This is a genomic window from Streptomyces sp. NPDC047315 (assembly GCF_040643215.1).
Lineage (GTDB): Bacteria > Actinomycetota > Actinomycetes > Streptomycetales > Streptomycetaceae > Streptomyces.
Genome location: NZ_JBEYTZ010000009.1, coordinates 260033 through 274111, shown reverse-complemented (window position 1 = coordinate 274111; position 14079 = coordinate 260033). Strand labels below are relative to the sequence as shown.

The window sequence follows — 14079 nt, the reverse complement described above, 5'->3', positions numbered from 1 at the left end:
GCTTCGGATGAGGACCGGAACCGCCCCGCGAACCGCTGCGACCAGCGGGTTCGGGCTTGCTACTCGTCTTCCGCGAGGGTCAGCTCCACGCCGCCCACGAAGCCCGCCGACAGGTTGTAGATGAACGCGCCCAGCGTCGCCAGCGCCGTCACCAGGACGACGTCGATCACCGCGATGACCGAGGTGAAGATGAGGACGCGGGGCAGCGACAGGAACGCCTGGAGGTCGAAGCCGTTGTTCTCGTTCGAGCCCGTCGCCTCGCTGATCGTGCCGCCGACCGTCGAGAAGACGCCCATCGCGTCCATGACCATCCACAGCGCCGCCGAGGCGACGACCGTGCAGATGCCCAGCGCGATGGAGAGCAGGAAGCTGACCTTCATCACCGACCACGGGTCGGCCTTCGCCACCCGCAGGCGCGCCTTGCGCGTGCGCGGGGTGGTGCGCGCCCCGGTGCGCGGCATGCGGACCGCGCCGTCCGGGTCCTCTTCCTGGGGCGTCTGGTACGCCTGGGGCGGACGGTACGGGCCCGACGGGCGCGGCTTGGGGCGTTCGCCGCTGAAGACGGGGGACTGGCCGTCACGAGTGTCTGTCACCGCAACTCCCTGGGAGTCCGTGGCAGAGCCACGGGGACCGTTTGCTCCAGTAGCTCCGGCAGCTGCGGCCGGACCGGCTCCCGTGGCTCCACTCACGCTCTACTCCTCGTGCTCACCGGCCGGGGGCGTGGTGCCCTCGGCTGCCGCCTCGGCCGGACCGTCGCCGGCCTCGCCACTGATCCCCCTGACCTCTTCAGAGGTCTGCGGGGCCGCCGCGGTTCCCTCGACGCCGACATCGGTTCCGTCGACTTCCTCGGCCTCGCGACCGGCCTCGGCATTTCTGGCGATGCCCACCACGGCATCGCGCTTGCCCAGGTTGATCAGTTGAACACCCATGGTGTCACGACCGGTCTCCCTGACTTCATTGACTCGCGTGCGAATCACACCGCCGCCGAGGGTGATGGCCAGAATCTCGTCGGACTCCTCGACCACCAGGGCGCCCACGAGCGACCCGCGGTCCTCCACGATCTTGGCGGCCTTGATGCCGAGGCCGCCGCGGCCCTGGACGCGGTACTCGTCGACGGCGGTCCGCTTCGCGTACCCGCCGTCGGTGGCGGTGAACACGAACGTACCGGGCCGGACGACATTCATCGAGAGGAGTTCGTCTCCTTCGCGGAAACTCATCCCCTTGACGCCCGAAGTCGCTCGTCCCATCGGACGCAGCGCCTCGTCCGTCGCGGTGAACCGGATCGACTGGGCCTTCTTGCTGATGAGCAGCAGGTCGTCCTCGGCCGACAGCAGCTCGGCGCCGATCAGCTCGTCGTCGCGACCGTCCTCGGTCTCCCGGAGGTTGATCGCGATCACACCGCCCGAGCGCGGCGAGTCGTAGTCCTTCAGCGGCGTCTTCTTCACCAGGCCGCCCTTGGTGGCGAGCACCAGGTACGGCGCGGCGCCGTAGTCGCGGATCGCCAGGATCTCGGCGATCTGCTCGTCCGGCTGGAAGGCCAGCAGGTTCGCCACGTGCTGCCCGCGGGCGTCCCGGCCGGCGTCGGGGAGCTCGTACGCCTTGGCCCGGTACACCCGGCCCTTGTTGGTGAAGAAGAGCAGCCAGTGGTGGGTGGTGGAGACGAAGAAGTGGTCGACGATGTCGTCTTCCTTGAGCTTGGTGCCCCGCACGCCCTTGCCGCCGCGCTTCTGCGAGCGGTAGTCGTCCGTCTTCGTGCGCTTCACGTAGCCGCCGCGGCTGATCGTGACGACGATGTCCTCCTCGGCGATCAGGTCCTCGATGGACATGTCGCCGTCGAAGGGCACCAGCTGCGAGCGCCGGTCGTCGCCGTACTTCTCCACCAGCACCGCCAGCTCCTCGCTGACGATCGTGCGCTGCTTCTCCGGGGAGGCCAGGATCGCGTTGTACTCGTTGATCTTCGCCTGGAGCTCGTCGTGCTCCTGGAGGATCTTCTGCCGCTCCAGCGCGGCCAGCCGGCGCAGCTGCATCTCCAGGATGGCGTTCGCCTGGATCTCGTCGATCGACAGCAGGTCCATCAGGCCGCCGCGCGCGATCTCGACGGTGTCGCTGCGCCGGATCAGCGCGATGACCTCGTCGATGGCGTCCAGCGCCTTGAGCAGACCGCGCAGGATGTGCGCCCGCTCCTCCGCCTTGCGCAGCCGGAAGCGGGTGCGCCGGACGATGACCTCGATCTGGTGCGTCACCCAGTGGCGGATGAAGGCGTCCAGCGAGAGCGTCCGCGGCACGCCGTCGACCAGCGCCAGCATGTTGGCGCCGAAGTTCGTCTGGAGGTCGGTGTGCTTGTAGAGGTTGTTGAGGACGACCTTGGCGACCGCGTCCCGCTTGAGGACGATGACCAGGCGCTGGCCGGTGCGGGACGAGGTCTCGTCGCGCACGTCGGCGATGCCGCCGATCCGGCCGTCCTTGACCAGGTCGGCGATCTTCTGCGCCAGGTTGTCCGGGTTGACCTGGTACGGCAGCTCCGTGACCACCAGGCACTGCCGGTTCTGGATCTCCTCGACCTCGACGACCGCGCGCATCGTGATCGAGCCGCGGCCGGTGCGGTACGCCTCCTCGATGCCCCTGCGGCCGACGACCAGCGCGCCGGTGGGGAAGTCGGGGCCCTTGATGCGCTCGATCAGCGCTTCCAGCAGCTCCTCGTGGGACGCCTCCGGGTGCTCCAGCGCCCACTGCGCACCGGCGGCCACCTCGCGCAGGTTGTGCGGCGGGATGTTGGTCGCCATGCCGACCGCGATGCCCGCGGAGCCGTTCACCAGCAGGTTCGGGAAGCGCGCCGGCAGGACCGTCGGCTCCTGGTTGCGGCCGTCGTAGTTGTCCTGGAAGTCGACGGTCTCCTCGTCGATGTCCCGGAGCATCTCCATGGACAGCGGCATCATCTTGCACTCGGTGTACCGCATGGCGGCGGCCGGGTCGTTGCCCGGTGAACCGAAGTTGCCGTTGGAGTCGACCAGCGGCATCCGCATCGACCACGGCTGGGCGAGCCGCACCAGGGCGTCGTAGATCGAGGAGTCGCCGTGCGGGTGGTACGTGCCCATGACGTCGCCGACGACGCGGGCGCACTTGTAGAAGCCCTTCTCGGGCCGGTAGCCGCCGTCGTACATCGCGTAGAGCACGCGCCGGTGGACGGGCTTGAGGCCGTCCCGCACGTCCGGCAGCGCACGCGAGACGATGACGGACATCGCGTAGTCGAGGTACGAGCGCTGCATCTCGGTTTCGAGCCCGACGGGCTCGATCCGCATCGTCGGCTGCTGCTCGTCCTCGGCGGTGGTGGCAGGGGTGTTCTCGTCGGCCATTGCTGGTCTCGGGTCCTTTCGTACGGTCAGCGGGGGCCGACTCAGATGTCGAGGAAGCGGACGTCCTTGGCGTTGCGCTGGATGAAGGAGCGCCGGGCCTCGACGTCCTCACCCATCAACACCGAGAAGAGGTCGTCGGCCTGGGCGGCGTCGTCCAGGGTGACCTGGCCGAGGACGCGGTGCTCGACGTCCATCGTGGTGACGCGCAGCTCCTCGGCGTTCATCTCGCCCAGACCCTTGAAGCGCTGGATCGAGTCCTCGCGGATCCGCTTGCCCTGCTGCTTGCCCAGCTCGACCAGGGCGTCGCGCTCGCGGTCCGAGTACGCGTACTCGAAGTCGTCCCGACCCCACTTGATCTTGTAGAGCGGGGGGCGGGAGAGGAAGACGTGGCCCGCCTCGACCAGCGGTCGCATGAAGCGGAAGAGGAAGGTGAGGAGCAGGGTGTTGATGTGCTGGCCGTCGACGTCGGCGTCCGCCATCAAGATGATCTTGTGATAGCGGAGCTTCTCGATGTCGAAGTCCTCGTGGACCCCGGTGCCGAAGGCCGAGATCAGCGCCTGGACCTCGGTGTTCTGCAGGATCTTGTCGATCCGGGCCTTCTCGACGTTCAGGATCTTGCCGCGGATGGGCAGGATCGCCTGGTACATCGGGTTGCGGCCGGACTTCGCGGAGCCGCCGGCGGAGTCGCCCTCGACGATGAAGATCTCGCACTTCGTCGGGTCGTTCGACTGGCAGTCGCTGAGCTTGCCGGGCAGGGACGCCGACTCCAGCAGGCCCTTGCGGCGGGTCAGGTCGCGGGCCTTTCGGGCGGCGACGCGGGCCGTCTGCGCCTGGATCGCCTTGCGGACGATGTCCGCGGCCTCGTTCGGATTGCGGTCGAACCAGTCGGTCAGGTGCTCGTGGGCGACCTTCTGGACGAAGGTCTTCGCCTCGGTGTTGCCCAGCTTGGTCTTGGTCTGGCCCTCGAACTGGGGCTCGCCCAGCTTGATCGAGATGATCGCCGTCAGACCCTCGCGGATGTCCTCGCCGGAGAGGTTGTCGTCCTTCTCGCGCAACAGCTTCTTGTCCCGGGCGTAACGGTTGACCAGGCCCGTCAGCGCGGCGCGGAAGCCCTCTTCGTGCGTACCGCCCTCGTGGGTGTGGATCGTGTTCGCGAACGAGTAGACGCCCTCGCTGTACTGCGAGTTCCACTGCATCGCGATCTCGACCGAGAGCATCCGCTCCTTGTCCTCGGACTCCACGTCGATCACGGTGGGGTGCACCAGCTCGCCCTTGCGCGAGTTCAGGTACTTCACGAAGTCGACGATGCCGCCCTCGTAGTGGTACGTGACCGTGCGCGCCTGGTCCGACTCCGCCTCCTCGGCGGTGTCGGCGCCGGCGGTGGCCCTCGCGGACTCGCGCTCGTCGGTGAGCTTCAGGGTGAGGCCCTTGTTCAGGAAGGCCATCTCCTGGAAGCGCCGCGACAGCGTCTCGAAGGAGTACTCGGTGGTCTCGAAGACGTCGCCGTCCGCCCAGAACGTGACCGAGGTGCCGGTCTCCTCCGTCGCCTCGTGCTGCGCCAGCGGGGCGGTGGGAACGCCGAGCTTGTAGTCCTGCGTCCAGCGGTGGCCGTCCGTCTTGACCTCCACGGCGACCTTGGTCGAGAGCGCGTTCACCACGGAGACGCCGACGCCGTGCAGACCGCCCGAGACGGCGTAGCCGCCGCCGCCGAACTTGCCGCCGGCGTGCAGCACGGTGAGCACGACCTCCAGGGCGGGCTTGTTCTCGGACGGAACGATGCCCACGGGGATGCCGCGGCCGTTGTCGACGACCCGGACGCCGCCGTCGGCGAGGATCGTGACGTCGATGGTGTCCGCGTGTCCGGCGAGCGCCTCGTCGACCGAGTTGTCGACGACCTCGTACACCAGGTGATGAAGCCCACGCTCACCGGTCGAGCCGATGTACATGCCGGGCCGCTTGCGGACCGCGTCCAGCCCCTCAAGGACGGTGATGGCGCTGGCGTCGTACGAGGCGGTGGCCTCGCCGCTGCCGGCGGGGGTGGACGGGTTGATCTCGTTGGGGTTGCCGGAATCGGCCACGAAGCGCCCTTTCTGGCACAGCACAAGCCGTTCTCCGTGCAGACGGGTACGGCTGCGTCGTTTCGACATGTTCCGCAAGGTGGCGGGATTGTCCACCAGTCTACCGGTACCGCTGACATGAATGGGGGTTTGCCGGCGCTTGAGTCCGCATGTGCCGCCCTCGGACCCGCCGGTCCGACTCCCCATATCAGGGGAGGGGCTCCAAGAGGCTCACACGGGCATTGTGGGCTTCGAGCTGTCAAGCGGTGCTCACGGTGTGGGAACACCCGCCCGAGCACCCCCGGCGACGCTCACTCAGGGTGCCCGGGAAGTGAAGGGACCGTACACGGAATGCCGCACAAAAGGGGCGAGTGGGGCGTGGGGAGGGAGGGTTGTACGCGTACGGGGCAGCTCACCCGTAGGTGTCGCCGGCGCCCGTGCTGCCCGGGGCCCGCAGCGGGCCGTACCCCCGCCGGGGCGCCCCCGGCCCCATGACCTTGATCAGCCGTACGGTGCCCTGGCCCAGGTCCTCGTTGAGCCGGGCGACGAGCCGGGGCGCGAGCAGCCGCAGCTGGGTGGCCCAGGCGGTCGAGTCGCACTGGACGGTCAGGACGCGCTCGTCCTCGTCGTACCGCTGGGGCACGCAGTGGTTGGCCAGGCCCTCGCCGACGATCTGCGGCCAGCGGCCCATCACGCCGCCCACCGCGGCGGGCGTCTCCCAACCGCGCTCGGTGATCAGCCGGTTGATCGCCGCGCCCAGCGGAAGCGGATCGCGGCCGTCCGCGCGGGCGCCGGAGCGGAGGCCGCCGCCGCGGCGGGCCTGCTTGCGCTCCTGCGCGGCGGCGCCGCGGGCCCGCGCCTGCTCCTTGGCCGCGCGCAGGGCGACCCGCGCCAGGTCGACGCCGGAGGTCGCGGGGGCCGCGGGAGTAGTGGGAGTCGTGGGGACGGCAGGTGGCGCTGCCGGGGCGGGACCGCCCGGCAACTCCGGCCCGCTTCCGCCTCCGCCTCCGGGGAAGGGCATCGCTCCGTTCACAGCCGCGTCACCTCGCCCCCGGCCACCCGGTACCGCGCCCCGGCCAGCACCGCCGGCACGTCGTCGTCGACCGCCGCCGTCACCAACACCTGCTCGCCCGGCGCGACCAGCTCCGCCAGCCGCTCCCGACGGCGTACGTCCAACTCGGCGAAGACGTCGTCCAGGACGAGCACGGGCTCGTTGCCCTCGGCCCGCAGCAGGTCGTACGAGGCGAGCCGGAGGGCCAGCGCGTACGACCAGGACTCGCCGTGGCTCGCGTACCCCTTCGCCGGCAGCCGGCCCAGCTTCAGCACCAGCTCGTCCCGGTGCGGGCCCACCAGCGTCACGCCCCGCTCGACCTCCTGTTTGCGGGCCGCCGCGAGCGCGTTCATGAGCTGTGCGTACAGCTCTTCCCGGGGTTGGGGAAGCACTTGCGCGCCCCCGGCCGTACCCCCCGCCGTTCCGTCCGCGCCCGCCGCCGCACCGCCCGCGTCACCGGTCGCGCCGTCGCCGGCGGAACGGTCCTCCAGGGCGGAGGAACGGTACTCCATGACGACCGGGCCGCCCCCGGGCGCCAGCGCCTCGTACGCCTTGTCCGCCAACGGCTGGAGCACCGAGATCAGCTCCAGGCGCTGCGCCAGCAGCTCCGCGCCGGTGCGCGCCAGGTGCTGGTCCCACACGTCGAGGGTGGACAGGTCCGCGCCGCCGCCGGAGCCGCCCTTGGCGACGCCGTGCCGGCGCGCCAGCGCCGCCGACTTCAGCAGGCTGTTGCGCTGCTTGAGCACCCGTTCGTAGTCGGACCGCACGCCGGCCATCCGCGGGGAGCGGGCCGTGACCAGCTCGTCCATGAAGCGGCGGCGGTCGCCGGGGTCGCCCTTGACCAGCGTGAGGTCCTCCGGCGCGAAGAGCACCGTACGCAGGATCCCCAGTACGTCACGCGGTCTGACCTGCGAGGACCGATTGATCCTGGCGCGGTTCGCCTTGCCGGGGTTCAGTTCGAGCTCGACCAGTTGAGAGCGCTCGCCCTGGGTGACGGCGGCCCGGATCACGGCCCGGTCGGCGCCGACCCGCACCAGCGGGGCGTCCGAGGAGACGCGGTGGCTGGCGAGGGTCGCCAGATAGCCGACCGCCTCGACGAGATTGGTCTTGCCCTGTCCGTTCGCCCCCACGAACGAGGTGACGCCCGGGTCGAGGGCGACCTCGACCCGGGCGTACGAGCGGAAGTCGGCCAACGACAGATGCGTGACGTGCATGGTTGGAAGCCGACCTCCCCGGCCGAAGCCGTTACTTCTTCTTCTCCACGGCGTGGCCGCCGAACTGGTTGCGCAGCGCGGCGATCATCTTCATCTGCGGGGAGTCGTCCTGCCGGGACGCGAAGCGCGCGAAGAGCGACGCGGTGATCGCCGGCAGCGGCACGGCGTGGTCGATGGCGGCCTCGACCGTCCACCGGCCCTCGCCGCTGTCCTCCGCGTAGCCCCGCAGCTTGTCCAGGTGCTCGTCGTCGTCCAGCGCGTTGACCGCCAGGTCCAGCAGCCAGGAGCGGATGACGGTGCCCTCCTGCCAGGAGCGGAAGACCTCGCGGACGTCGGTGACGGCGTCCGCCTTCTCCAGCAGCTCCCAGCCCTCGGCGTACGCCTGCATCATGGCGTACTCGATGCCGTTGTGGACCATCTTGGCGAAGTGGCCGGCGCCGACCTTGCCCGCGTGCACCGAGCCGTACTCGCCCTCGGGCTTGAGTGCGTCGAAGATCGGCTGGACGCGGGCGACGTTCTCCGCGTCGCCGCCGTACATCAGCGCGTAGCCGTTCTCCAGGCCCCAGACGCCGCCGGAGACGCCGCAGTCGACGAAGCCGATGCCCTTGATGCCCAGCTCGACGGCGTGCTTCTGGTCGTCCGTCCAGCGGGAGTTGCCGCCGTCGACGACGACGTCGCCGGGGGACAGCAGCTCGGCGAGTTCATCGATGGTGGCCTGGGTCGCGGCGCCGGCCGGGACCATCACCCACACCACGCGGGGGCCGGGGAGCTTGTCCACAAGCTCCTGGAGGCTGTGGACGTCGGCGAGGTCCGGGTTGCGGTCGTATCCGACGACGGTGTGGCCGGCGCGGCGAATGCGCTCGCGCATGTTGCCGCCCATCTTCCCGAGGCCGACGAGGCCGAGCTGCATCTCAGTGTCCTTCGCTTCGTTCACGTAATCCGACGTTTCCGTACCTGACCTGGGTCACCTGACCTGGGTCGAGCCTACGACGGAGGGTCCGGTGGGGCTCGACGGGCGCCGGGTGCAGCGGGGCGGCGGCCTCAGCCGGAGAGCCGCACCGGCATGATCAGGTACTTGTACGCGTCGTCCGCTTCGGCGTCCACGGCCGGCTTGCCGCTGAGCAGCGCGGGCTTGGTGGAGGTCGTGAACGAGAGCTGGGCGACCGGGGAGTCGATCGCGCTCAGGCCGTCGAGCAGGAACGTCGGGTTGAAGGCGATCGAGATGTCGTCGCCCTCCAGTTGGGCGTCGAGACGCTCCACAGCCTGTGCGTCGTCGCTGGAGCCGGCCTCCAGGATCAGCACGCCCTGCTCGAAGCTGAGCCGGACCGGGGTGTTCCGCTCGGCGACGAGGGCGACGCGCTTGACGGCCTCGACGAAGGGCGCGGTCTCGATCACCGCGACCGAGTTGAACTCGGTGGGGAACAGCGTCCGGTACTTCGGCAGGTCGCCTTCGAGCAGTCGGGTCGTGGTCCTGCGGCCGGCGCCCTCGAAACCGATCAGCCCTTCGCCGGCGCCCGAGCCGGAGAGGGCGAGCGTGACGGTGTCGCCGCTGGTCAGAGCCTTGGCGGTGTCCAGCAGGGTCTTCGCGGGCACCAGGGCGACGGCGGACGCGTCGGCGTTCTCCGGCTTCCACAGGAACTCGCGGACGGCGAAGCGGTAGCGGTCGGTGGAGGCCAGGGTGACCGTGTCGCCCTCGATCTCGATCCGCACGCCGGTGAGGACGGGCAGGGTGTCGTCCCGGCCGGCGGCGATGGCGACCTGGGAGGCGGCGGCGGCGAAGACCTCGCCGGGCACGGTGCCGGTGGCGGTCGGCATCTGGGGCAGCGCCGGGTACTCCTCCACGGGGAGGGTGTGGAGGGTGAAGCGGGAGGAGCCGCAGACCACGGTCGCCCGTACACCGTCTGTGGAAATCTCCACCGGGCGGTTGGGGAGGGCGCGGCAGATGTCGGCGAGCAGGCGGCCGGAGACGAGGACCGTGCCGTCCTCCTCGACCTCCGCGTCGACGGAGACCCGGGCCGAGACCTCGTAGTCGAAGCTGGAGAAGCTGAGCGCGCCGTCCTCCGCCTTCAGGAGGAGGCCCGCGAGCACGGGCGCGGGGGGACGGGCCGGGAGGCTCCTGGCCACCCAGGCCACCGCCTCCGCGAGTACATCGCGCTCAACCCGGATCTTCACCGGAACCGCCTCCTGCTGTCGCCGTCTCGCCTTGCTGGACTTCGTGTCGGCTGTGTCGCCGGGGACCAGTCTGACGTACGGCACCGACAGTAGGTGCGGCTCGGGGTCAAGTCGTGGCGGCGGGCGGATCGGGCTCCGGCGTCGAGTTGTGCACAGGCCCCGCTTCGAAACGGATTCACCGGTAACTCTAAGTGGGAGTAGTAGTAGGGCCTGTGGAAACCGTGGAAAACCTCGTTTTCCCAGCTCAGGCACGGTTTTTTGTCCACCGGTCCTGTGGGTGACGCCAGTGGATAACCCGGGGTCCCTGTGGACGCCGGAAAGTTCTGCACAGTCGATGCACAGCCCGAGGGGAGTTCTCCCCAGTCCTGTCCCCAGCTTTACCCAGGTTCCCCACAGCCCAACCCGCCTCCCCGGTGTGACGGCTTTCACTCGACCCGGTGAGAGCGGGTGTTTCGTTGCCGAACAGTGGACAGCGGTGTGGAGAAGCTGTGGGCAACCGCCCCCAGCCTGTGGGTCGCCGGTGGACAACGCTCGCGGCGCCCTGTGGACGGAGCGGCTGTCCACAGTCTGTGGATAGCGGTTGGCCACAATTCCACAACCGGTTGACCTGCTGCGATCATGAGGTCATCGGTCTGCCTGTGGACGGAGTTGGGACAACTTCGCAGTCCCCAGCCTGTGGACGGCCGATTGTCCCCGAATCTGTGGAGAACGCGCCTTCCCGGGCCGGTATTCGAACACCGGCCGCGGCCGTCGGCGCCGCTCCACACCGCCCGAAGGCTCCCCGCGCAGGTTTGGGGCCGCCCGGATACGCGCAGAAGCGCCCCCGGGAGCGGTTCTCCGGGGGCGCTTCTACGGCAGCTGCGTACGGGTAGGGGCGTGACGGCAGGGCCAGCGGACGGCGGGGCGGTCCAGCAGGTCCGGCAGACCCGGCAGGGCCAGGGCAGGGCCGGCAGGGCCAGGGCAGGGCCGGCAGGGCCAGGGCAGGGCCGGCAGGGCCAGGCAGGGCCGGCAGGGCCGGCAGGGCCAGGCAGGGCCGGCAAGGGCCGGCAGGCGGCCTCAGCCGTTCTTGATGCGGTTGGTGAGCTCGGTGACCTGGTTGTAGATGGAGCGGCGCTCCGCCATCAGCGCGCGGATCTTCCGGTCCGCGTGCATCACGGTCGTGTGGTCCCGGCCGCCGAACTGCGCACCGATCTTCGGCAGCGACAGGTCCGTCAGCTCCCGGCACAGGTACATGGCGATCTGCCGGGCCGTGACCAGCACCCGGCTGCGGGAGGAGCCGCACAGGTCCTCCACCGTCAGACCGAAGTAGTCCGCGGTCGCCGCCATGATCGCGCCCGCCGTGATCTCGGGCGCCGAGTCCTCGCCGCCGGGGATCAGGTCCTTCAGCACGATCTCGGTCAGCCCGAGGTCGACCGGCTGCCGGTTCAGCGACGCGAACGCCGTGACCCGGATCAGCGCGCCCTCCAACTCGCGGATGTTGCGGGAGATCCGGGACGCGATGAACTCCAGCACCTCCGGCGGCGCGTTCAACTGCTCCTGCACCGCCTTCTTGCGCAGGATCGCGATCCGGGTCTCCAGCTCGGGCGGCTGGACGTCCGTGGTCAGCCCCCACTCGAAGCGGTTGCGCAGCCGGTCCTCCAGCGTCATCAGCTGCTTGGGCGGCCGGTCGGAGGAGAGCACGATCTGCTTGTTGGCGTTGTGGAGGGTGTTGAAGGTGTGGAAGAACTCCTCCTGCGTCGACTCCTTGCTCGCCAGGAACTGGATGTCGTCGACCAGCAGGATGTCCACGTCCCGGTAGCGCTTGCGGAAGGTGTCGCCCTTGCCGTCCCGGATCGAGTTGATGAACTCGTTGGTGAACTCCTCGGAGCTGACGTACCGCACCCGCGTCCCGGGGTACAGGCTGCGCGCGTAGTGCCCGATGGCGTGCAGCAGGTGCGTCTTGCCGAGCCCGGACTCCCCGTAGATGAACAGCGGGTTGTACGCCTTCGCCGGCGCCTCCGCGACCGCGACGGCCGCGGCGTGGGCGAACCGGTTGGACGCACCGATGACGAAGGTGTCGAAGAGGTACTTGGGGTTCAGCCGGGCGTGCGGTTCGCCGGGGCCGGCCGTGGACGAGGACTGCGGCCCGGGTCCGCCGGGGGACGCTCCGCCGGGTCCCCCCGGCCCGCCGTGGCCGGCGCCGGACGGTCCCGTCGGCCCGGCAGGACCGACGCGGTGCGGCGGTTGCGGCTCGGGCAGTTCGTGGCGCTCCGGGCGGGCCGATTCGTACCCCTGGCGCTCCGGCGGCTGCGGCGCGCGGTAGTCGCGCGGGGGCTGCGGCCGGGCGGTGGCGTACGGATCGCGGTCCTGGAAGCCGCCGAGGCGCGGCTGCTGCCAGGACAGGTCCTCCTGGGTGCGCGGCCAGGCGCCGGGCTCGGGCCGCTGCTGGGTGTAGTCCGGGTACGCGGGGCGGACCTCGGGCAGGCCGTCGTCCGCGGGCCGGTGGCCGTACCCGTACGGGTCGCCCTGCTGGTAGCGGTCCTCCGGTGCGTACCGCTCGTCCTGCGCGTACTGACCGTCCGGTGGGTACGGGCCGTCCTGCGCTTCGTCGCGCCCTTCGTAATGAGGGACGGGGGAGGACGCCGGCTGCTGCGGGGCCGCGGGGGCGGGGCCGGTGACCGAGTCGTCGACCGTGATCGCGATCCGGATGGGTCGGCCGCACTCCCGGCTCAGGGTCTCGCTGATCAGCGGCGCGAGCCGGCCTTCGAGGACCCGCTTCCCCCACTCGTTGGGGACGGCGAGCAGCGCGGTGTCCGCGACCAGCGCCAGCGGCTGGCAGCGCTCGACCCACTGTTTGTCCTTGGGCTCGACCCCCTGCGCGCCTTCGGCGAGGAGCTGCTCAAGGACCCGTGGCCACACTGCGGCAAGATCGGCAGGTACGTCAGCCACAAGGCACGCTCTCTCGCAGGTCCCGCGGCGTCCCACGAATGTGTGGTTCCGGGGACGGTGGGGGAAGGAAGGACAGTCGAGGACAGAAAGGAAAAGATTCGGAGTTCAGCCACGGTAGTCAGCGCGACCCGCGTGGTTCAAGTTGTTGTCCACAGCCTGTGCACAGCGGGCCGTCTTTGTCGGGCGGGCGACGGGCGACCGGGGGCTGGTTTGACCGGATGGCGCAGCCCCGCGTACCGTGACCAGGTCGAGTTGTCGATGGCTGCTGCCGCCTGCCTCCGATGGGCAAAGATCACGACGTTACTGTCCGTGGTCATGAAGCGGTGCACTCGGGCGAAACGCGAGCTTCTCGTGGGCGCACGGTGACAGCCAGGCGATGCCCCGCCATCTACGAATCATTTCTGGAGCCCCCGAGTGAGCAAGCGCACCTTCCAGCCGAACAACCGTCGTCGGGCCAAGACCCACGGTTTCCGTCTGCGCATGCGTACCCGCGCCGGCCGCGCGATTCTCGCGTCTCGCCGTAGCAAGGGTCGCGCTCGCCTGTCCGCCTGATCGCGCACAGGTCATGACGTGCTGCCTACCGAGAATCGGCTGAGGCGGCGCGAGGACTTCGCGACCGCGGTACGACGAGGACGCAGGGCCGGACGCCCCCTCCTGGTCGTCCACCTACGCAGCGGTTCAACGGACCCGCACGCGCCTGGGGAGAGCGCTCCCCCGACGTGTGCGGGTTTCGTCGTGAGCAAGGCAGTGGGTGGCGCGGTCGTTCGCAACAAGGTCAAGCGCAGGCTGCGGCATCTGATACGCGACCGGCTCGCCGAGTTTCCCCCCGGTAGCCTGGTGGTCGTACGGGCGTTGCCCGGAGCGGGCGACGCCGACCAACCACAGCTGGCCCGAGACCTGGACGCCGCCCTCTCGCGGCTGCTGGGAGGGGGCACGCGATGAAGTACCCGCTGCTGGCTCTGATCAAGCTGTACCAGTGGACGATCAGCCCCATGCTGGGCCCCGTCTGCCGGTACTACCCGTCGTGTTCCCACTACGGATACACGGCCATCGACAGGCACGGTGCAGTGAAAGGCACGGTGCTCACCGCCTGGCGGATCCTACGGTGCAATCCGTGGTCGCCGGGCGGAGTGGATCACGTGCCGCCACGAAAGCGACCGAGGTGGCACGAGATGCTGCGCGACGCCCTACGGGGCAAGGACGCCGACGGCGGCAAGAAGGGCGGGCACCCCACGGACGTGCCTTCCCGGGGTAACCCCCCGAGCACGGCCGCAGACACCTCGCCCAATGCTCAAGGAGCCTGA

11 protein-coding genes are annotated in these 14079 nt (G+C 69.9%); 3 read left to right on the top strand and 8 right to left on the bottom strand.

Annotation, left to right across the window (positions count from 1 at the left end; genetic code table 11):
* Window positions 1-59: 59 nt before the first annotated feature.
* The 8 genes from ABZ842_RS13400 to dnaA form a co-directional block, all read right to left on the bottom strand.
* On the bottom strand, window positions 60-689 hold the full coding sequence (locus ABZ842_RS13400) for a DUF3566 domain-containing protein (protein ID WP_361536337.1): 630 nt from the start codon (window positions 687-689) through the stop codon (window positions 60-62).
* A gap of 3 nt (window positions 690-692) precedes the next feature.
* The gene (gene gyrA, locus ABZ842_RS13395; RefSeq protein WP_361536335.1) at window positions 693-3353 is read right to left on the bottom strand and encodes a DNA gyrase subunit A; all 2661 of its coding nucleotides are present in this window, start codon (window positions 3351-3353) and stop codon (window positions 693-695) included.
* 41 nt (window positions 3354-3394) lie between these two features.
* Complete coding sequence (gene gyrB, locus ABZ842_RS13390) at window positions 3395-5455, bottom strand: DNA topoisomerase (ATP-hydrolyzing) subunit B (protein ID WP_361536333.1); 2061 nt, start codon at window positions 5453-5455, stop codon at window positions 3395-3397.
* A 367-nt stretch (window positions 5456-5822) separates the two neighbouring features.
* On the bottom strand, window positions 5823-6443 hold the full coding sequence (locus ABZ842_RS13385; protein ID WP_361536331.1) for a DciA family protein: 621 nt from the start codon (window positions 6441-6443) through the stop codon (window positions 5823-5825).
* Window positions 6440-7675, bottom strand: coding sequence for a DNA replication/repair protein RecF (gene recF, locus ABZ842_RS13380; protein WP_361536329.1), 1236 nt, complete (start codon window positions 7673-7675; stop codon window positions 6440-6442). The genes ABZ842_RS13385 and recF overlap by 4 nt, the downstream gene beginning before the upstream one ends.
* Window positions 7676-7706: 31 nt before the next feature.
* Complete coding sequence (gnd, locus tag ABZ842_RS13375) at window positions 7707-8585, bottom strand: phosphogluconate dehydrogenase (NAD(+)-dependent, decarboxylating) (RefSeq protein WP_361536327.1); 879 nt, start codon at window positions 8583-8585, stop codon at window positions 7707-7709.
* Window positions 8586-8716: 131 nt separating this feature from the next.
* Window positions 8717-9847, bottom strand: coding sequence for a DNA polymerase III subunit beta (gene dnaN, locus ABZ842_RS13370; protein ID WP_361536325.1), 1131 nt, complete (start codon window positions 9845-9847; stop codon window positions 8717-8719).
* A 1056-nt stretch (window positions 9848-10903) separates the two neighbouring features.
* Complete coding sequence (dnaA, locus tag ABZ842_RS13365) at window positions 10904-12775, bottom strand: chromosomal replication initiator protein DnaA (RefSeq protein ID WP_361536323.1); 1872 nt, start codon at window positions 12773-12775, stop codon at window positions 10904-10906.
* 414 nt (window positions 12776-13189) lie between these two features.
* Between dnaA and rpmH the strand changes: the two genes are divergently transcribed.
* Genes rpmH through yidD form a run of 3 tightly spaced genes read left to right on the top strand, consistent with a single transcriptional unit; the run spans window position 13190 to window position 14079 of the window.
* A complete protein-coding gene (gene rpmH, locus ABZ842_RS13360) occupies window positions 13190-13327 on the top strand; it encodes a 50S ribosomal protein L34 (RefSeq protein ID WP_003956500.1) in 138 nt (45 codons plus the stop codon).
* Window positions 13328-13345: 18 nt separating this feature from the next.
* Complete coding sequence (gene rnpA / locus ABZ842_RS13355) at window positions 13346-13717, top strand: ribonuclease P protein component (RefSeq protein WP_361536321.1); 372 nt, start codon at window positions 13346-13348, stop codon at window positions 13715-13717.
* A complete protein-coding gene (gene yidD, locus ABZ842_RS13350; protein ID WP_361536319.1) occupies window positions 13714-14079 on the top strand; it encodes a membrane protein insertion efficiency factor YidD in 366 nt (121 codons plus the stop codon). Before rnpA ends, yidD begins: the two co-directional genes overlap by 4 nt.